This is a genomic window from Haemophilus sp. SZY H53 (assembly GCF_054332375.1).
In genome coordinates this window covers 17717-37121 of record NZ_JBTGNV010000010.1, presented here as the reverse complement: position 1 = coordinate 37121, position 19405 = coordinate 17717, and the positions used below count along the sequence as shown (strand labels likewise).

16 protein-coding genes are annotated in these 19405 nt (G+C 39.9%); 11 read left to right on the top strand and 5 right to left on the bottom strand.

Features of this window, described 5'->3' with window-relative positions:
* Positions 1 to 36 precede the first annotated feature (36 nt).
* The 4 genes from nrdR to yfbR are packed head-to-tail and all read left to right on the top strand — an operon-like array spanning position 37 to position 3246.
* On the top strand, positions 37 to 486 hold the full coding sequence (gene nrdR, locus ACXVWB_RS09480; protein ID WP_005695670.1) for a transcriptional regulator NrdR: 450 nt from the start codon (positions 37 to 39) through the stop codon (positions 484 to 486).
* Position 487: 1 nt separating this feature from the next.
* Entirely contained in the window at positions 488 to 1618 is a 1131-nt protein-coding gene (gene ribD, locus ACXVWB_RS09475) for a bifunctional diaminohydroxyphosphoribosylaminopyrimidine deaminase/5-amino-6-(5-phosphoribosylamino)uracil reductase RibD (RefSeq protein ID WP_289902451.1), read from the top strand.
* Between the two features lie 2 nt (positions 1619 to 1620).
* A complete protein-coding gene (degS, locus tag ACXVWB_RS09470) occupies positions 1621 to 2643 on the top strand; it encodes an outer membrane-stress sensor serine endopeptidase DegS (RefSeq protein ID WP_128787089.1) in 1023 nt (340 codons plus the stop codon).
* A gap of 6 nt (positions 2644 to 2649) precedes the next feature.
* The gene (yfbR, locus tag ACXVWB_RS09465) at positions 2650 to 3246 is read left to right on the top strand and encodes a 5'-deoxynucleotidase (RefSeq protein ID WP_128787090.1); all 597 of its coding nucleotides are present in this window, start codon (positions 2650 to 2652) and stop codon (positions 3244 to 3246) included.
* A 50-nt stretch (positions 3247 to 3296) separates the two neighbouring features.
* Here the strand turns inward: yfbR and ACXVWB_RS09460 are convergent, their stop codons facing one another.
* Complete coding sequence (locus tag ACXVWB_RS09460) at positions 3297 to 4064, bottom strand: TOBE domain-containing protein (RefSeq protein ID WP_149785903.1); 768 nt, start codon at positions 4062 to 4064, stop codon at positions 3297 to 3299.
* 134 nt (positions 4065 to 4198) lie between these two features.
* Between ACXVWB_RS09460 and modA the strand changes: the two genes are divergently transcribed.
* The 4 genes from modA to ACXVWB_RS09440 all read left to right on the top strand — a co-directional run bounded on the left by modA (position 4199) and on the right by ACXVWB_RS09440 (position 8292).
* The gene (gene modA / locus ACXVWB_RS09455; RefSeq protein ID WP_128787091.1) at positions 4199 to 4963 is read left to right on the top strand and encodes a molybdate ABC transporter substrate-binding protein; all 765 of its coding nucleotides are present in this window, start codon (positions 4199 to 4201) and stop codon (positions 4961 to 4963) included.
* Positions 4964 to 5056: 93 nt separating this feature from the next.
* Entirely contained in the window at positions 5057 to 5773 is a 717-nt protein-coding gene (modB, locus tag ACXVWB_RS09450; protein ID WP_263970176.1) for a molybdate ABC transporter permease subunit, read from the top strand.
* Positions 5760 to 6815 (top strand): molybdenum ABC transporter ATP-binding protein ModC, encoded by a 1056-nt coding sequence (gene modC, locus ACXVWB_RS09445; protein WP_049355374.1) that lies wholly within the window; start codon positions 5760 to 5762, stop codon positions 6813 to 6815. Before modB ends, modC begins: the two co-directional genes overlap by 14 nt.
* 148 nt (positions 6816 to 6963) lie before the next feature.
* Positions 6964 to 8292, top strand: coding sequence for an L-cystine transporter (locus ACXVWB_RS09440; RefSeq protein WP_289902450.1), 1329 nt, complete (start codon positions 6964 to 6966; stop codon positions 8290 to 8292).
* A gap of 103 nt (positions 8293 to 8395) precedes the next feature.
* Here ACXVWB_RS09440 and dnaJ read toward each other — a convergent pair whose 3' ends face one another.
* From dnaJ to dnaK, 3 genes are all read right to left on the bottom strand, one after another.
* The gene (dnaJ, locus tag ACXVWB_RS09435) at positions 8396 to 9532 is read right to left on the bottom strand and encodes a molecular chaperone DnaJ (protein ID WP_289902449.1); all 1137 of its coding nucleotides are present in this window, start codon (positions 9530 to 9532) and stop codon (positions 8396 to 8398) included.
* A 62-nt stretch (positions 9533 to 9594) separates the two neighbouring features.
* On the bottom strand, positions 9595 to 9999 hold the full coding sequence (locus tag ACXVWB_RS09430; protein ID WP_289902448.1) for a GyrI-like domain-containing protein: 405 nt from the start codon (positions 9997 to 9999) through the stop codon (positions 9595 to 9597).
* Positions 10000 to 10236: 237 nt separating this feature from the next.
* Complete coding sequence (dnaK, locus tag ACXVWB_RS09425) at positions 10237 to 12135, bottom strand: molecular chaperone DnaK (protein ID WP_289902447.1); 1899 nt, start codon at positions 12133 to 12135, stop codon at positions 10237 to 10239.
* Between the two features lie 268 nt (positions 12136 to 12403).
* Between dnaK and ACXVWB_RS09420 the strand changes: the two genes are divergently transcribed.
* A complete protein-coding gene (locus ACXVWB_RS09420; RefSeq protein WP_289902446.1) occupies positions 12404 to 13900 on the top strand; it encodes a YdgA family protein in 1497 nt (498 codons plus the stop codon).
* Positions 13901 to 13971: 71 nt separating this feature from the next.
* Here ACXVWB_RS09420 and mgsA read toward each other — a convergent pair whose 3' ends face one another.
* Positions 13972 to 14430, bottom strand: a complete 459-nt coding sequence (mgsA, locus tag ACXVWB_RS09415) for a methylglyoxal synthase (protein WP_128787098.1) — start codon at positions 14428 to 14430, stop codon at positions 13972 to 13974.
* 307 nt (positions 14431 to 14737) lie between these two features.
* Here mgsA and aceE point away from each other — a divergent pair, with 307 nt between their 5' ends.
* The gene (gene aceE, locus ACXVWB_RS09410; protein WP_049355368.1) at positions 14738 to 17404 is read left to right on the top strand and encodes a pyruvate dehydrogenase (acetyl-transferring), homodimeric type; all 2667 of its coding nucleotides are present in this window, start codon (positions 14738 to 14740) and stop codon (positions 17402 to 17404) included.
* 89 nt (positions 17405 to 17493) lie between these two features.
* Complete coding sequence (gene aceF / locus ACXVWB_RS09405; protein ID WP_329505217.1) at positions 17494 to 19392, top strand: pyruvate dehydrogenase complex dihydrolipoyllysine-residue acetyltransferase; 1899 nt, start codon at positions 17494 to 17496, stop codon at positions 19390 to 19392.
* Positions 19393 to 19405: the final 13 nt, after the last annotated feature.

Sequence of the window (19405 nt, the reverse complement as noted above, 5' to 3'; positions counted from 1 at the left end):
ATAATGGCTTAAGAATAATTTTGAAAAGGATCTAAAATGCGTTGTCCGTTTTGTTCAACTGAAGAAACTAAGGTGATTGACAGCCGTTTGGTTTCTGATGGGTATCAAGTACGTCGTCGTCGGGAATGCGGGAATTGTCATGAACGCTTTACCACCTTTGAAACGGCCGAATTAGTGGTGCCAAAAATTATTAAAAATGATGGGTCACGCGAGCCGTTTAACGAAGATAAATTGCGTAGCGGTATTCAACATGCATTAGAAAAACGCCCAGTAAGTTCGGATGATGTGGAAAAAGCCATCAGCCATATTATTATCCAATTACGTGCGACGGGTGAACGAGAAGTACCAAGTCATCTCGTAGGTAAATTAGCCATGAATGAGCTGAAAGAATTAGATAAAGTGGCGTATATCCGTTTTGCGTCCGTTTATTTGAGCTTTGATAATATCAATGAATTTACCAAAGAAATTGAAAGCTTAAAGGATTAATATGAGTGACACCTTTTCCCCTGATGACGTGAAATTTATGCAACTGGCTCTTGAGCTTGCAGCAAAAGGGCAGTACACCACTACGCCGAATCCATCCGTAGGATGTGTGTTGGTTAAAAACGGTGAAATTGTCGGGAAAGGGTTTCATTTTAAAGCCGGTCAGCCTCATGCAGAACGAGTAGCGTTGGCAGATGCCGGTGAGAAAGCGAAAGGCGCAACTGCTTATGTGACGCTTGAACCTTGTTCTCATTATGGTCGTACACCGCCTTGTGCATTAGGTTTAATTGAAGCGGGTGTCAGTCGAGTTGTCGCAGCCATGGCTGATCCTAATCCTCAAGTGGCGGGCAAGGGCTTAAAAATGTTAGCCGATGCAGGCATACCAAGTGCGGTCAATTTATTGAACGAACAAGCAGAAGCTTTAAATAAAGGTTTTCTCAAACGTATGAGAACTGGCAAGCCTTATGTACAGCTAAAATTAGCCATGAGTTTAGATGGCCGAACAGCTATGGCGAGCGGTGAAAGCAAGTGGATCACGGGTGAAGCAGCCCGTGCGGATGTACAAAAAATGCGAGCCAAAGCGACCGCACTTTTATCTACAAGTGCTACCGTGTTAGCCGATGATCCAAGCTTGAACGTGCGTTGGAATCAATTCCCCGACGATCTAAAAGCGGAATATGCTGAAGATACTGTGCGTCAGCCTATTCGCATAATCTTAGATTCTAAAAATCGAGTTCAACCAAGTCATCAATTATTCCGCACCCATTCGCCAGTTTGGCTTGTGGGTTCAATTCCACGAGATATGTCTCTATTCCCTGATTTCTGTGAGCAAATGTTACTGCCAGAAAACTATGATTTCGATCTATTGATGACAGAATTAGGCAAGAGACAAGTGAATTCCATTTGGGTTGAAGTGGGCGCCAATTTAGCGGGAAGCCTGATTGAACAACATGCTGTAGATGAATTAATCATTTATGTCGCCCCGAAACTCTTGGGGGATAACGCTCGAGGATTATGCCAACTCCCGCATTTAGAAAAACTTGCGGATGCCCCATTGTGGCAATTGCAAGAATGTGAAAGAATTGGGGATGATTTAAAGCTCAGTTATTTACCTAACTTATTAATAAAAGAATAAAAATGTTTAAAAAACTTTTCCATTCCGCCCTTTGGGGGCTTGCTGCGGCAGGCGTTATTTTATTTGCCGTTCCTAAGCTCAATAACAGCAGCCTTTTCTCTGCTGATGATATTGTTTCATTCAATAGTGCAGTGAGAATTGCTTCGCCTGCTGTGGTGAACGTGTACAACCGATCTTTTTCTTCTGCCAGCATTAATGATAGCGATCAATTACAGGTAAATAACTTAGGTTCTGGCGTGATTATGACCAAAGACGGTTATATTCTTACCAATAAACACGTTATCCAAAATGCGGATCAAATTGTGGTGGCACTGCAAAACGGCAATATTTATGAAGCGAATTTAATTGGTTCGGATAATTTGACGGATCTTGCGGTATTAAAAATCAAAGCAACCAATCTTTCTACCATTCCGCAAAATAAAGAACGCCAGGTACGAGTTGGTGATATTGCTCTTGCTATTGGTAACCCGTATAACCTCGGTCAAAGTGTTTCCCAAGGGATTATCAGTGCGGTAGGGCGTAGTGCCGTAGGGGATTCTTTAGGTCGTCAAAACTTTATTCAAACAGATGCATCAATTAACCGTGGTAACTCTGGTGGCGCGTTGATTAACTCTGCGGGCGAATTAGTGGGGATCAGCACGTTAAGTATTGGTAAAACAGCCAATGAAATTGCAGAAGGGCTGAATTTTGCGATTCCAATTAGTATTGCAAATGATGTGTTATATAAAATTATTCGCGATGGACGCGTGATTCGTGGTTATTTTGGGGTGCAAAGTGAAATTACTTCTAACTCAAACGGTGGTATCGTGATTACTGGCGTGACCGCCAATAGTCCTGCCGCAAAAGCAGGTATACAAGTCGGTGATGTGATTTTGCGGTTAAATAAACAAGATAACCTCTCTATTCGTGAAATGATGCAAATTATCAGTGATACTAAACCGCATACAGAGGTCATTGTTACCGTTTCTCGCTTAGGTAAAGTAATTGATCTTCCTGTGATTATTGAAGAGTTACCGTTTAATTAAGGATGTATTGTGGAAGTTAAAACCAGCCACTTTTTTGCCTGTTTAGATCGTCTTCGCTTAATTCAGCGTTGGTCATTAATGCGCAATATTGAAAAGGAAAACTTGGCGGAGCATAGCTTGCAAGTAGCCTTTGTAGCACAAGCTTTAGCCATTATTAAAAATCACTTTTTTGATGGTAAAGTCAATCCTGAACGTATTGCAGTGATGGCGATGTATCATGATACCTCTGAAATTTTCACTGGTGATTTACCGACCCCAATTAAGTATTTCAACTCTGAAATCACGCATGCTTATAAAGATATTGAAGCAGCTGCAGAATTGCATTTAATTAGTTTGCTCCCGACTGAATTGCAAGAGAGTTTTGCTCCATATTTAGATAGTGAGCAATTTAGCCCAGAAGAAAAGCATTTAGTAAAACAAGCGGACTTGATTTGTGCGTATATTAAAGCTCAATTTGAATTAGAGCATGGTAACCATGAATTTAAAACCGCGAAAAAACGCTTAGAACATCTAATGGAACAATGGCACAGCCAAGAAATGGATTATTTTTTGCAAGTCTTTTTACCAAGTTTTGGACGCTCGATTGATGAGATTGCGTTATAAGCGCAAATAATAAAGTGCGATAAATTTTGATCGCACTTTTTGTTTGAGGATTATTTCAATGTCGCTAGAATGATCTGTTCTGGATCCACATGTAACCACACATCTTGTCCCACTTTCCAACCATCTTTGCTATGAATGCTGGCACAAAATTCAATTGAGCTGTGCTTTAATTGCACAATGGCTTCTTCGTTTTCTATTGAAAGAATTGTTGCTTGGAAAAGGTTATTTTTTTCTTCTAATGGGGTAGCACTAATTTTCACCCAAGGGGCTTTAAACATCACCATCACTTCTTTTTCAGTAATGAGTCTGAGACGCTCAGCACTGCGCATTGTGATTGAAACATGTAATGGATGAGCTAAATCCTGAATATTTACTGCAACAATGCAGCGGGAGTCAACGATATGTTGGCTTGCCACCTTACCGAAAAATTGATTACGCGCGCTACTTTGTAAGGAGAATTTTGCCGTTGCTGAAAGTAGACTGTTTAGTGGGATCGTCTCATCTTGCAGAATATGAAAAGCGTGTTCCTGTGTTTGTTCGAGCAAATCATAAAGCTGCAGTAAACGCTCGGCATAAGTGGTTAATGAAGTACCGCCCCCATTTTTTCCACCAATATTGCGTTCTAAAAGCGGTTTGGGACTGATTTTATTCATCGCCTCAAGGTGATCCCAAGCACTTTTATAGCTCACTTTCGCATTTTTAGCTGCTTGGTTGATTGAGCCACATTCTTTAATTTCTTTTAAGAGGCGAACACGTTTTGGATCAATAAATAATTCTTGATGAAGTTTGATCGTCAGTAAAATTTCAGTTTGTTTCATCATCTCCTCCTAATACACAATTCTGTTTATTTTACTTGATCTTTAAGTTTTTCTGTATGCTTATTTGAAAATTCAAGTTATAATTTACTCGTAGTATATTTTTTTATATATAGTTTCATTTATATAGGAGATAAATAATGAAATTAACTAAATTTGCAACCGCACTTTTAATTGCAGGCATGGGCGTATCTTTTGCTGCATCAGCAAAAGTGACTGTGTTTGCTGCTGCTTCAATGACTGATGCGTTACAACAAATTGCGAATCAATACCAAACTGAGAAGCCAAATAATACCGTGGTTTTCTCTTTTGCTTCTTCTTCCACCCTTGCAAAACAAGTTGAAGAAGGTGCACCTGCAGACTTATTTATTTCAGCTAGCAACAAATGGATGAAATATTTATCAGACAAAAATCTCACTGTAAAAGAAACTGAAAAAGTATTAGCAGGCAATGAATTAGTATTAATTGCGCCGGCTAAAAGTGCTGTTAATTCAGTGGATATTGCCAAAGGTGAATGGATCAAAGGCTTAAAAGACAGCTATTTATCCGTAGGTGATCCTGCGCACGTTCCTGCAGGACAATATGCAGAAGAATCATTAACCAAATTGAATTTATGGGATCAAGTTAAAGATAAATTAGCGCGTGCGAAAGACGTACGTGGTGCATTAGCCTTAGTTGAACGTGCTGAAGCCCCTTATGGTATTGTGTATAGTACCGATGCGAAAGTGAGTAAAGACGTGAAAGCAGTCGGTGTATTCCCGAAAGACAGTTATAAACCGGTTGAATATCCCGTTGCGATTTTAAAAGATCATGACAATGCGGATACCCGTGATTTCCTTAATTACTTAGAATCGAGCGCAGCGAAAAAAATATTTGTTGAATATGGTTTCTCTGTGAAATAATGAGCTAGACTTTATAAAGAAAGGACAGGCAACTGTCCTTTTTGTTATCTCTAAAGAAATTTCGACATATCGACATATACACAAGGAAATATTTTGCTCTCTTGGTTTCAATTAAGCCCGATGGAATGGGATGCGATTCACTTAAGCATGAGTGTTGCATTGAGTTCTATGCTTTGGAGTTTGCCCTTCGCAATTTTTATTGCTTGGTTAGTGGCTCGTAAGGAATTTTACGGTAAGTCTTTGATTACAGGAATTATTCATCTGCCTTTGGTATTGCCGCCAGTGGTTATCGGTTATTTATTATTAGTCGCCATGGGACGTAATGGATTTATTGGCAAGTATTTATATCAATGGTTTGGCTTATCCTTCGGCTTTAGCTGGAAAGGGGCTGTATTAGCTTCAGCGGTGGTGGCATTTCCATTGGTCGTACGAGCGATACGTCTTTCCTTAGAAAGCATTGATTTTAAATTAGAGCAAGCTGCACAGACGCTTGGCGCTTCGCCTTGGCGAGTCTTTTTTACGATTACATTGCCCCTTTCTCTACCTGGTGTATTGGCAGGTTTAGTATTAGGGTTTGCTCGCTCTTTAGGAGAGTTTGGTGCAACCATTACCTTCGTATCTAATATTGCGGGGGAAACTCAAACCATTCCTTTAGCAATGTATTCGTTTATCCAAACACCAGGCGCCGAAGCACAAACTGCACGCCTTTGTTTGTTTGCGGTGATCCTTTCATTAATTTCTTTATTGCTTTCCGAAGCATTGAGCAAACGGATGCAGAAAAAATTGGGGCAGGGCGATGCTACACATTAATGTACAACAACAATTAGGTCGCTTGACCTTACGTGCGGATCTGCAGTTGCCAACTCAAGGTGTGACGGCTATTTTTGGTTTGTCAGGTTCGGGTAAAACCTCATTGATTAACTTGGTGAGTGGTTTAACTCATCCCGATCAAGGATTTATTCGTTTAAATGACCGCACTTTGGTGGATGTGGAGAACGGTGAGAATCTCCCCGTGCATCAGCGCAAAATTGGTTACGTATTCCAAGATGCCCGTTTATTTCCGCATTACAACGTCAAAGGCAATTTACGTTATGGCATGAAGAATGTCAGCCGTGAAGACTTTGACTATATCGTTCAGCTACTTGGTATTGAACCGTTACTCAAACGATATCCACTTACTTTATCGGGTGGTGAAAAACAACGTGTGGCGATTGGGCGAGCCTTATTAACAGATCCTGATATTTTGTTAATGGATGAACCGCTTTCAGCTTTAGATGTGCCTCGCAAACGTGAGCTTATGCAATATCTGGAAAGTCTATCTAAAGAAATTAATGTGCCGATTTTATATGTGACGCACAGTTTGGACGAATTATTGCGTTTGGCCGATCGTGTTGTGCTGATGGAAAATGGCAAAGTGAAAGCCTATGACACCTTAGAAAATGTATGGAACAGTCCGTTATTTGCCCCTTGGAAAGGCGAATCGGAGCAGAGTAGTGTGTTGGCGTTGCCAGTATATTTACATAATCCAGCCTATAAAATGACCGCACTTTCTTTGGGCGAACAACAGCTTTGGATTAATGAAGTACATCATCAAGCGAATGAAAAAGTGCGCGTCTGTATTTATAGTTCCGATGTCTCGCTTACTCTCAGCAAGCCAGAGCAAACGAGTATTCGTAATATCTTACTCGGGCAAATTGTACAAATCGTTCCGCAAGAGAATCGCATTGATATTGCGGTGTTGGTGGAGGGGCATAAAGTTTGGGCAAGTATCAGTAAATGGGCGTTTAATGAATTGCATTTTGCTCAAGGCATGGATGTTTATGTACAAATAAAAGCCATTTCTGTCGTCTAACAATCACTCTCTTTTCAATCTGAAAAGGGATAAAATCGTTTATCCCTTTTAAATTCTACTTAGTTATATCTCATTCCTAAAAAACATTTTATTTCCTTTGATAAAAACCATTAAATAGACTTAGTTATCAACTTCTTAAGGAATAAAAATGTTATTTCTTACTTTGGTGCTTTTTGTCGCAGTGCTTTTAGGGCTTAATTATCTCTATCGTAGCACGCAAAAATTAGGTCAAACGGTATTTGTTGGTTTGTTATTAGGGCTTGTAGGCGGTGCATTACTGCAATCTTTAGGTGGGCAAGAAACCGTGAAAACAGCCTTGGATTGGATCAATGTAGTGGGCGGTGGTTATGTTCGCTTACTCCAAATGATTGTAATGCCGTTGGTGTTTGTGTCGATCCTTTCTGCGATTACGCGTTTAAATCAAGCCGGTTCATTAGGCAAAATCAGTTTTAGCGTACTTTCCGTGCTTTTAGTTACCACAGCGATTGCGGCATTAATCGGTATCATTATGGTGCAAGTGTTTGGTTTAACTGCAGAAGGTTTAGTGGCGGGTGAGCGTGAGTTAGCGGCACAGGCGAAAGTTGTAGGACGAGTTGATCAAGTCAGCAACCTTTCTATTCCTGCGATGTTGATTTCCTTTATTCCTAAAAATCCATTTGCAGAATTAACCGGAGCGAATCCAACTTCGATTATCAGCACCGTGATTTTTTCTGCATTTTTAGGTGTAGCAGCATTAAGTTTACGCAAAGAAGATCAATCACTCGGTGATCGTATCGCACAAGGGGTTGATACATTAAATAAATTAGTCATGCGTTTAGTGCGCTTCGTCATTCGTTTAACCCCTTATGGTGTGTTTGCGTTAATGATTAAAATGGCGGCTACATCAAAATGGGAAGATATTTTGAACTTAGGTAGTTTTATTGTTGCGTCTTATATTGCGATTATCTTGATGTTTATTGTGCATGGTGTGTTACTTGGTTTATCTGGTATTAACCCAATTACTTACTTCAAAAAGGCATTGCCAACATTGAGTTTCGCCTTTACCTCTCGTTCAAGCGCGGCGAGTATTCCGTTAAACATTGAAACTCAAACAGATAAACTAGGTAATAATCCTGTTGTAGCAAACTTTTCAGCCACCTTTGGGGCAACAATTGGACAGAATGGTTGTGCGGGGATTTATCCTGCGATGCTAGCGGTAATGGTGGCGCCAACAGTGGGTGTCGATCCATTTACGGTGAGCTATATTGCAACATTAGTATTGGTGGTGGCGATTTCCTCTTTCGGTATTGCCGGCGTAGGTGGTGGCGCAACCTTTTCTGCGATTGTGGTGTTATCGACTTTAAATCTCCCGTTAGAATTAGTCGGTTTATTGATTTCAATTGAACCATTAATTGATATGGGACGAACTGCACTGAATGTGAATGGTGCAATGACAGCCGGAACATTGTCTAGCAAATGGTTAAAGCTTAAAGACTAATTAATAGAGAAGAGGGCATATTCAATATGCCTTTTTTTATCAATAAAAAAAGTGCCGTCAATTTCAAAATAGTTTTAAAATTGACCGCACTTTCTGTTTAGGATTATTTACCTAAGTTATCAAAGAATTTCTTCACACCGTCTAAAAAGCTTGAAGATTTCGGGCTATGAGATTTTTGTTCTTTCAAACTTTCTTCCAGTTTTTCTAATAATTCTTTTTGTTCTTTATTTAAGTTTACTGGTGTTTCAATCACCACACGGCAAATGAGATCGCCTGCGTAGCCAGTACGTGTAGAGCTTACTCCTTTACCACGCATACGGAACAATTTGCCTGTTTGGGTTTCCGCAGGAATTTTGAGTTTTACTTTACCGTCTAAGGTTGGGACCTCAATTTCACCCCCTAACGCTGCCATTGAGAAACTAATTGGCACTTCGCAGTAGAGGTTATTTCCATCACGTTCAAAGATATGATGTTCTTTAACGTGAATAACTACATATAAATCACCTGCTGGAGCACCATTTTCACCTGCTGCGCCTTCACCGCTTAAACGTAATTGATTGCCAGTATCCACACCTGCTGGAATTTTAACAGAAAGGTTTTTCTTCTTGTGAACACGACCTTCGCCATGGCAGCTTTTACATGGTTTTTCAATTTTCTTACCAGAACCATGACAAGTAGGACAAACGGCTTCGGTTACGAAGAAACCTTGTTGACGACGAATACGACCAGAACCATGACAGCTTGGACATGTTTCAACTTTTGAGCCTTTTTCTGCACCAGTGCCATCGCAGCTATCACAGTGAGCAAGCGTATTGATTTGGATGTCTTTGGTTGTACCTTTTACGGCTTCTTCTAACGTAATTTGGATGTCATATCGTAAATCTTCACCGCGAACTACACGCTGACGACCACGTCCGCCACCGCCAAAGATATCGCCGAACATATCACCAAAAATATCACCAAAATCAGCGCCGCTGAATCCACCACTGAAGCCACCGCCTCCCATGCCGCCTTGTTCAAAGGCTGCATGACCGTATTGATCGTAAGCAGCACGCTTTTCTTTATCGCCTAAGATTTCATAGGCTTCTTGGATTTCTTTAAATTTTTCTTCTTTGGCTTTATCACCTTTGGTTCTATCAGGGTGATATTGCATGGCGAGTTTTTTGTAAGCACGTTTAATTGCTTTTTCATCTGCGCCACGTTCAACACCAAGAACGTCGTAATAATCTTTCTTTGCCATAATGTTTCCGTATTTTTATTTGCAAATATTTTGTCATTTCTGACCGCTTACATTCGCTATTTTTAGCAATGTGGGCAAATTGAAATGTAAATATCCACTTTTCCATTTGGATAATATTTTTCAAAATCCACGTTATAAGCACGTTTTAATAAGCCTTGCTTTTCTTTATTCCAAATATGTTGCCACGTTTGAACTACTGATTTATAAGTCGTAGGGAAGATTTCATACCAAGTCAGATCTTCAATTTCAATGGTTGAAAAACTGCCTTCAGGTTTACTTTCTTGAGCAACAGCAACATCATAATAGCCCGTAAAATCCGATTCGTAATTCAGATAAACACCATAATAAGGCTCATTTTGAGGCAATTTGGTAAAATTATTCTGCCAAAGCTGTCCAATCTTTTCTGCGGGATTTTCCTTTGTGTTATGCGTACGAATTTTAGCAAGTGGATAAAGTGTAAGTGGCATAACCATTACTTAAATTTACAAAATTCTGGGTAAATTTGACCGCTTGTAACATACTCCCTTCTTTAGCAAAGAGGGGCGGGGGGAGATTTGGCAGAAGTAAATTTAGCTCATAAGAAAATTTGATATCGCTATCAAATCACCCCTCCCCCCCCCCTCTTTTCTAAAGAGGGGAACTTGTTAGATACACCAAAAGGGCGTGTTTCCACGCCCTTTGTTTATGGTAAGAAGAGCGGTGAATTATTTATTGTCTTTCACTTCTTCAAACTCAGCATCAACAACATCATCATTTGGATTGCTACTTTGAGCTTGTTGTGCATCACCTTGTGGTTGTGCAGCTTGAGCAAGTTTTTGAGCCACTTCTGCAAGTGCTTGAAGTTTAGCTTCGATTGCTGCTTTATCTTCACCTTTCGCTGCAGTTTCTAAATCGCTTAATGCGCTTTCAATTGCGGCACGATCTTCAGCTGGAACTTTGTCACCTGCTTCTTCTAATTGTTTACGTGTGCTGTGTACAAGGTGATCTGCTTGGTTTCGCGCTTGTACTAATTCTTCAAATTTACGGTCTGCTTCAGCATTTGCTTCTGCATCACGAACCATTTGTTGAATTTCTTCATCACTTAAACCCGAAGAGGCTTTGATGGTGATTTGTTGTTCTTTACCTGTACCTTTATCTTTCGCAGAAACGTGGATAATACCGTCAGCGTCGATGTCGAAGGTTACTTCAATTTGTGGCATACCGCGTGGAGCAGGGTTAATACCTTCAAGGTTGAATTGGCCTAAAGACTTATTCGCTGATGCTTGTTTACGTTCACCTTGTAACACGTGAATGGTTACTGCACTTTGGTTATCTTCTGCTGTTGAGAACACTTGTGATTTCTTAGTTGGAATCGTCGTGTTTTTCTCAATTAAGGTAGTCATTACACCACCCATGGTTTCGATACCTAAAGATAACGGTGTTACGTCTAACAATAATACATCAGTTACATCACCTGCTAATACACCACCTTGAACTGCTGCACCGATAGCAACGGCTTCATCTGGGTTCACATCTTTACGAGGTGCTTTACCGAAGAATTCTTCTACTTTTTGTTGTACTAATGGCATACGGGTTTGACCGCCCACTAGGATCACATCATCAATTTGTGATGCACTTAAACCAGCATCGTTTAATGCAACTTTTACAGGTTCAAGTGATTTCGCCACTAAATCTTCGACTAAAGATTCTAATTTAGCACGAGTTAATTTAATGTTTAAGTGTTTAGGACCTGTAGCATCTGCAGTGATGTAAGGTAAGTTCACATCAGTTTGTTGTGCAGAAGAAAGTTCAATTTTCGCTTTTTCACCTGCTTCTTTTAAACGTTGCATTGCAAGTGGATCGTTACGTAAATCCACGCCTTGCTCTTTTTTGAACTCATCTACTAAGTAGTTGATTACACGGTTATCGAAGTCTTCACCACCTAAGTGGGTATCACCGTTGGTTGCCAATACTTCAAAGGTTTTTTCGCCGCCTACTTCATCAATTTCGATGATAGATAAGTCGAATGTACCACCACCTAAGTCATATACGGCGATAGTTTTGTTGCCTTGACCTTTATCTAAACCGTAAGCTAACGCTGCCGCTGTTGGTTCATTGATGATACGTTTAACTTCTAAACCAGCGATACGACCCGCATCTTTTGTTGCTTGACGTTGCGCATCATTAAAGTATGCTGGAACGGTAATTACTGCTTCAGTTACTGGCTCACCCAAGAAATCTTCCGCAGTTTTCTTCATTTTTTTCAATACTTCTGCAGAAATTTGTGGCGGTGCAAGTTTGTCACCTTTTACATTTACCCATGCATCACCATTGTCTGCTTTAGTGATTTCAAATGGCATAATGTCGATGTCACGTTTTACTTCAGTATCTTCAAAACGACGGCCTATTAAACGTTTGATTGCGAATAATGTATTTTTCGGGTTGGTCACCGCTTGGCGTTTTGCCGGTTGACCCACTAAAATTTCGTTATCATTTGTATAAGCGATAATTGACGGGGTAGTACGATCACCTTCTGCGTTTTCAATTACGCGAGGTTTATCGCCATCCATGACTGCCACACAAGAGTTTGTTGTACCCAAATCAATACCAATAATTTTTCCCATTTTGTTACTCCTAAGTAAATTTTAAATTCGTCGTAAATCATTACGATGAATAAGATGTGGATATTTTTTCGCATTTCAAGAGGCTTGATTTAAATTTTTTCATCCTCTTAAAGTGCGGTCGCTTTTGTTCTTGTTTTACAAAATAAGTCCAACGAAACAAAGTTCAAGGGGGAATATAAAATTATTTTGGAAAAATAAGAAAAAGATTGTGTTTTATGATAAATTGCTGACAATTTTAATCATCTATTAATTTAGCAAAGGAATCAAAATGAAAAAATCAACCGTAGCATTAGGTGTGATTATGGCTCTTGGTGCGGTAGGTGTCGGTGGGGCCTGGTTTACAGGCGAAAAAGCACAAACTGAATATTTACGCCAAATTGAATTAGCAAATAAACAAGCTCAGGCTTTAGGCTCATCTGATTTATTTAAGGTTGTTTATCAAAATAAACAGTTTGAGCGCGGTTTCTTTACTTCTCAAGTGGAAGATGAAGTGGTTATATCTTTACCCAAAGAGGGGAAGGTATTTACTATTCCATTTTCAACTAAGCTTTATCATGGTCCATTTCCTCTTAATCAGCTAGAAAAATTCAACTTTGTACCAACAATGTTTTCAGCACAAGGTGTGATTGGTAAAAATGAAACAACCCAACCTTTATTTGATTTGCTTAAATCAGATAAACCTGTTCAATATCAAGCAACTACTAGCTATAACTTATCGACAAAAGGTAAAGTTGAATTAGCAGGTGGAGAGCTAACTGATCCAGAGTCACCAGGAACGAAAGTCACTTGGTCAAATATCAATATGGGCTTTGATGTCAATAAAGATCTCGCTGGCAAATATGATATGACCTTAAATGAAGTGAGTGCTACCGTCTTGCCAGAAGTTATGGAGGAGCAAGATGGCGAAGATATGCCTAAATCAATCACAATGAAAATGAAAGGCATGAAAGTCGAAGGTTCATATAATCCAACTAAGTGGGCTTACATTTATACGGGAAAAAGCACTTCTTTAATTGACAGTTTTGAAATGGCTACGCTCGATCATGCGGGAAAAGAGAGCACTGTAGTCGAAAAGGGTTTTAAAGCAAAATCTGATATTTCGCTCGATGGTGATTTCGTGAGTGCCAAAAGTGAAAATACGGTAGACTCGATAGCTGTTGATGGGAAGGATTTTGGAAAATTAACTTATAATGGTGAATTAAACCATATTGAAGCGAACGCAGCAAATGCTTTGATTGAAGCACTTTTCACCGTCTTTAAGTCAGTAAGTGATGATAAAAATGTGAAGAATGAAGTGGTATCTGAAATTTTAAGTTCATGGGTTGAAAATCATGGTATGGTTATTTTTAATAATCAGCCTCAAATTAAACTTAACCCAGTGTCAATTTCAGATAATCAAGGTAAAGTGTCATTAGATTTAAATGTGGCATTAGCGAAAGATCCGAAATTTGATTTAATGGCGGGTAGTTTATATAAACAATTTACGGATTTCGCGGTAAATATTCATGTAGATAAAGCGACAGCAGAAAAAATCATGACACAATTTGCTCCAGAAGAAGATAAAGCTTTGGTTAAAGAGAAAATTGAAGAGCAAGCGAAACAAGCGGCAGCACAAAATATTGTGGTGAATAACGATAAAAATGTGACGCTTACCTTAGTGCTCGAAAAAGGCGAACTCAAACTTAATGGTCAACTGATTCCAGAAGAACAAGTTCAAGGCGTATTATTTATGTTAATAATGGGCGCAGCAATGCAGACAAGGTAATAATCGTTAAATAATCAGAAGGAGATAAAGCAATTTATCTCCTTTTTTATTTGGTCGGGATTATTTGATTTTTAATCTAAACGCGCCTTTAAATACCCGTCATAATCGGGGATATCAATATTGATTTCTTGATCAAATAAGCTTGATGTTAACAGAAAATCGGCTGTACTTTGATTGATCGCAATGGGAATATTCCAAACGGTTGCAATACGTATTAAGGCTTTTACATCAGGATCATGGGGGGCCGCATTCATCGGATCCCAAAAGAAAATCATCATATCAATCTTTTTCTCAGCAATCAGTCCGCCAAGTTGTTGATCTCCACCCATAGGGCCACTCAATAGCGAAGTTATTTTTAGTCCTGTTTCTTTCGATAAAAGATGGCCTGTCGTGCCCGTTGCATAGAGCTGATGATGGGTGAGCACGGATTTATGTTTTTGAACCCAAGTAAGTAAATTTTGCTTACAACTATCATGAGCTACTAAGGCTATATGCTTATAGGAAAAGATTCGGCGAGTAGTGGTGTTCATTATTTTTCCTTGGACTAAATGAAAAATCTTTATTGACGCTTTAAATTAATCTTAGTCAGCGCTATCATATTAATAGGCAATAAGTATCAGAATTGTACTAAAATAATCGTACGATTGACAATCTGCATAAAAATAATACGGGTAAATGCACCAGTATAATGAAAATTTACTATCTTTATTATAAAAAATCTTATAAAATTTACAACATTTGTTAAATGTTTGTAACATGGATGCAAGCTTAATTTTCATTTTCGCGTTTGGTTATGAACCAAATTTTATTTTCACTCAGTAAAAATAAGGAAAGACTATGTCAGATACCTTAGTAAACGATATTGACCCAATTGAAACGCAGGATTGGCTGTCAGCAGTTGATTCATTGATTCGTGCAGAAGGCGTAGAGCGTGCGCATTACATTATGAATCAAGTAATTGAACAGGCTCGTAACGGTGGTGTGAATATTGCTAAAGGTGGATTTACTACCCCTTATGTCAATACAATCCCCGCTTCTGAGCAACCTGTATATCCAGGTGATAAAACGATTGAGCGTCGTATTCGTAGTGCTGTTCGTTGGAATGCTATCATGGCGGTATTGCGTGGACAGAAAAAAGATCTTGAATTAGGTGGCCACATTTCAACTTACCAATCTGCAGCAAGCATGTATGAAGTTTGTTTTAACCACTTCTTTAAAGCGGCGACAGATAAGAATGGCGGTGACTTAGTCTTCTTCCAAGGCCACGCAGCGCCAGGTATGTATGCTCGTGCATTTGTTGAAGGTCGTATTACTGAAGAACAAATGAATAATTTCCGTCAGGAATGTGAACCAGGTAAAGGCCTTTCTTCTTACCCACACCCGAAATTAATGCCTGAATTCTGGCAATTCTCTACGGTATCTATGGGACTAGGTCCAGTGAATGCTATCCGTTCTGCTCGTTTCTTAAAATATTTAGATAATCGTGGTTTAAAAGACACTAAAGATCAAAAAGTGTATGCTTTCCTTGGTGACGGTGAGATGGATGAAATCGAAGCAAAAGGTGATTTAACATTCGCAGCACGTGAAGGCTTAGATAACTTAATCTTCGTTGTAAGCTGTAACTTGCAACGTTTAGATGGTCCAGTAACGGGTAATGGCAAAATCGTTCAAGAATTAGAAGGTTTATTTGCTGGTGCGGGTTGGGAAGTGATCAAAGTCATGTGGGGTAGTGGCTGGGATAAATTATTTGCAAAAGATACTAGCGGCAAATTAACCCAATTAATGATGGAAGTGCTTGATGGTGACTATTTAACCTTCAAATCTAAGAATGGTGCATATGTTCGTGAACACTTCTTCGGTCGTTATCCAGAAACTGCTGCATTAGTGGCTGATATGACAGATGATGAAATCTGGGCATTAAGACGTGGTGGTCACGATTCAGAAAAACTTTATGCCGCATTCCATAAAGCGCAAACTGCAGGTAAACCTGTTGTGATCTTAGCGCACATGGTTAAAGGTTATAAAATTCCTGAAGCAGAAAGTAAAAACACTGCGCACCAATCTAAAAAAATGTCGATTGAGAGTTTAAAATCTTTCCGCGACCATTTCCAATTAGATATTAAAGATGAAGATATTCCTAACTATCCGTACATCACATTCCCAGAAGGTTCGGAAGAGTACAATTATCTTCACGGCAGACGTAAAGCGTTAAACGGTTACTTACCAAAACGTTTACCAAAATTTACGACCGAATTTAAAGTGCCAGCATTGGAAGAGTTTGCGCCATTATTGGAAGAGCAAGCGCGTCCAATTTCAACTACAATGGCATTTGTACGTTTCTTAAATACCTTATTGAAAGATAAAAATATTGGTAAACAAATTGTGCCAATTGTTGCTGATGAAGCGCGTACTTTCGGTATGGAAGGTTTATTCCGTCAAATCGGAATTTACAACCCGCATGGTCAAAACTATGTGCCTTCTGACCGTGAGTTAGTCGCTTACTACCGTGAAGCGAAAGATGGTCAAGTATTACAAGAAGGTATCAATGAATTAGGTGCGGCATCATCTTGGTTAGCGGCAGCGAACTCATACTCTGTAAATAATCTTCCGATGATTCCATTCTTTATCTACTACTCAATGTTTGGTTTCCAACGTGTGGGTGACTTAATGTGGGCAGCGGGTGACCAATTAGCTCGCGGTTTCATGATCGGTGGTACTTCTGGCCGTACAACATTAAATGGTGAAGGTTTGCAACACGAAGATGGTCACAGCCATATTCAATCTCTGGTTATTCCTAACTGTGTGTCTTATGACCCCGCTTACGTTTATGAAGTGGCCGTTATCCTACAAGACGGTATCAACCGTATGTACGGTGAAAAACAAGAAGATGTGTTCTATTACATCACCACATTAAACGAAACTTACGAACAACCAGCAATGCCAAAAGGCGCAGAAGAAGGTATTCGTAAAGGTCTTTATAAATTTGAAACCGTTGAAGCGAAAGGCAACAAAGGTCATGTTCAATTATTAGGTTCCGGTGCTATCTTCCGTCACGTTCGTGAAGCGGCACAAATCCTTGCAAATGAATATGGCGTAAGCTCTGACGTGTATAGCGCACCTTCATTCACAGAGGTGGCGCGTGAAGGTGCAGATGCCGTACGTTGGAATATGCTACACCCAACTGAAAAACCACGTGTTCCTTACATTGCTCAAGTAATGAATGATGCACCAGCAGTTGCGGCTACTGACTACATGAAGTTGTTCGCAGAACAAGTTCGTGCCTTCATTCCAGCACAAAGCTATCACGTATTAGGTACTGACGGTTTCGGTCGTTCAGATAGCCGTGAAAACTTACGTGAACACTTCGAAGTGGATGCGCGTTATGTTGTGGTTGCAGCATTGCATGAGCTTGCAAAACAAGGCAAATTTGATGCGAAAGTGGTCGCTGATGCAATCGCAAAATTTGGTTTAAAAACTGAAATTTTAAATCCACTTTACGCTTAATAAAGAATATCCTGTGTGTGAAAGCACACAGGATCATCTACAAATAAAGTGCGGTTAATTTTAACTGCGTTTTTTAAAGGTAAGATAACATGTCAAAACAAATTCAAATTCCTGATATCGGTAGTGATGAAGTTACCGTAACAGAAGTGATGGTGAAAGTAGGTGATACCATTACAGCTGATCAAAGTATTATCAATGTTGAAGGTGATAAAGCTTCAATGGAAGTACCAGCACCAGAAGCTGGTGTAGTAAAAGAAGTATTAGTAAAAGTGGGTGATAAAGTCACAACTGGCACCCCAATGCTTGTTTTAGAGTCAGCGGATGCGGCAGCGCCTGCTCCAGCTGCAGCAGCATCTGCGCCGGCAGCCGCACCAGCAGCTGCAAGTGTAGTTGAAGTGAATGTACCAGATATCGGTTCAGACGAAGTAAACGTGACTGATATTATGGTGAAAGTAGGCGATACCGTTGAAGTAGACCAATCAATCATCAATGTTGAAGGTGATAAAGCCTCAATGGAAGTGCCTGCTCCGGTTGCTGGCGTAGTAAAAGAAATTTTAATCAACGTGGGCGATAAAGTTGTTACTGGTAAATTAATCATGAAATTTGAAGTAGCGGGTGCAGCACCAGCCGCAGCGCCTGCTCAACAAGCTTCAGCGCCTGCAGCAGCACCAACAGCTTCAGCCATTAAAGAAGTGAATGTACCAGATATCGGTGGCGATGAAGTTAATGTAACTGAAATCATGGTTGCAGTTGGTGACAGCGTTTCTGAAGACCAATCTTTAATTACCGTTGAAGGTGATAAAGCCTCAATGGAAGTGCCAGCTCCGTTTGCGGGTGTGGTAAAAGAAATTTTAGTGAAATCAGGTGATAAAGTTTCAACTGGTTCATTAATTATGAAATTTGAAGTGGCAGGCGCAGCACCCGCTCCTGCAGCAGATCTGGCAGCGGCAGCTCCTGCGCCTCAAGCAGCATCTGCAGCAGCGCCGGCAGCACAATCAGGTAATGTATCTGGTTTAAGCCAAGAACAAGTTGTCGCAAGCGCAGGCTATGCACACGCAACACCGGTGATTCGTCGCTTAGCGCGTGAATACGGTATTAACCTTGATCGCGTAAAAGGTACGGGTCGTAAAGGTCGTGTTGTGAAAGAAGATATTCAAGCTTACGTGAAAACTGCTGTTAAAGCGTTTGAAACAGGCACTGTATCTTCTGCAGCTGCGGGTAATGGTGTGGCAAATGGTGCGGGCTTAGGTTTATTACCATGGCCGAAAGTTGACTTCAGCAAATTTGGTGAAGTAGAAGAAGTTGAATTAAGCCGTATCAACAAAATCTCCGGAGCGAACTTACATCGTAACTGGGTAATGATTCCACATGTTACTCACTTCGATCGCACAGATATCACCGATTTAGAAGCATTCCGTAAAGAACAGAACAAAATTGTTGAAAAACAAAAATTGGATGTGAAAATTACACCTGTTGTGTTCATTATGAAAGCGGTAGCAAAAGCATTAGAAGCGTTCCCACGTTTCAATAGCTCGATCTCTGAAGACGGACAAAAATTAACACTTAAAAAATACATCAATATTGGCGTAGCGGTAGATACACCAAACGGTCTTGTTGTACCTGTATTTAAAAACGTGAACAAAAAAGGTATTATCGAACTCTCTCGTGAATTAATGGAAATCTCCAAAAAAGCACGTGACGGTAAACTTTCAGGTTCTGATATGCAAGGTGGTTGTTTCACCATTTCAAGCTTAGGTGGTATTGGTACAACTCACTTTACACCAATCGTAAATGCACCTGAAGTAGCTATTTTAGGTGTGTCTAAATCAGAAATGCAACCGGTATGGAATGGTAAAGAATTTGAGCCACGCTTAATGCTTCCATTATCATTATCTTTCGACCACCGTGTGATCGATGGTGCTGATGGTGCTCGTTTCTTAAGCTATATCAATGGCGTATTAGCTGACTTACGTCGCTTAGTGATGTAATTAACGCAGTAAG

Bases quoted from the DNA above. Each gene is read 5' to 3' on its own strand.
- nrdR (WP_005695670.1), top strand. From the start codon at position 37: ATGCGTTGTCCGTTTTGTTCAACTGAAGAAACTAAGGTGATTGACAGC.
- ribD (WP_289902451.1), top strand. From the start codon at position 488: ATGAGTGACACCTTTTCCCCTGATGACGTGAAATTTATGCAACTGGCT.
- degS (WP_128787089.1), top strand. From the start codon at position 1,621: ATGTTTAAAAAACTTTTCCATTCCGCCCTTTGGGGGCTTGCTGCGGCA.
- ACXVWB_RS09460 (WP_149785903.1), bottom strand. From the start codon at position 4,064: ATGAAACAAACTGAAATTTTACTGACGATCAAACTTCATCAAGAATTA.
- modC (WP_049355374.1), top strand. From the start codon at position 5,760: ATGCTACACATTAATGTACAACAACAATTAGGTCGCTTGACCTTACGT.
- ACXVWB_RS09440 (WP_289902450.1), top strand. From the start codon at position 6,964: ATGTTATTTCTTACTTTGGTGCTTTTTGTCGCAGTGCTTTTAGGGCTT.
- dnaJ (WP_289902449.1), bottom strand. From the start codon at position 9,532: ATGGCAAAGAAAGATTATTACGACGTTCTTGGTGTTGAACGTGGCGCA.
- ACXVWB_RS09430 (WP_289902448.1), bottom strand. From the start codon at position 9,999: ATGCCACTTACACTTTATCCACTTGCTAAAATTCGTACGCATAACACA.
- dnaK (WP_289902447.1), bottom strand. From the start codon at position 12,135: ATGGGAAAAATTATTGGTATTGATTTGGGTACAACAAACTCTTGTGTG.
- ACXVWB_RS09420 (WP_289902446.1), top strand. From the start codon at position 12,404: ATGAAAAAATCAACCGTAGCATTAGGTGTGATTATGGCTCTTGGTGCG.
- mgsA (WP_128787098.1), bottom strand. From the start codon at position 14,430: ATGAACACCACTACTCGCCGAATCTTTTCCTATAAGCATATAGCCTTA.
- aceE (WP_049355368.1), top strand. From the start codon at position 14,738: ATGTCAGATACCTTAGTAAACGATATTGACCCAATTGAAACGCAGGAT.
- aceF (WP_329505217.1), top strand. From the start codon at position 17,494: ATGTCAAAACAAATTCAAATTCCTGATATCGGTAGTGATGAAGTTACC.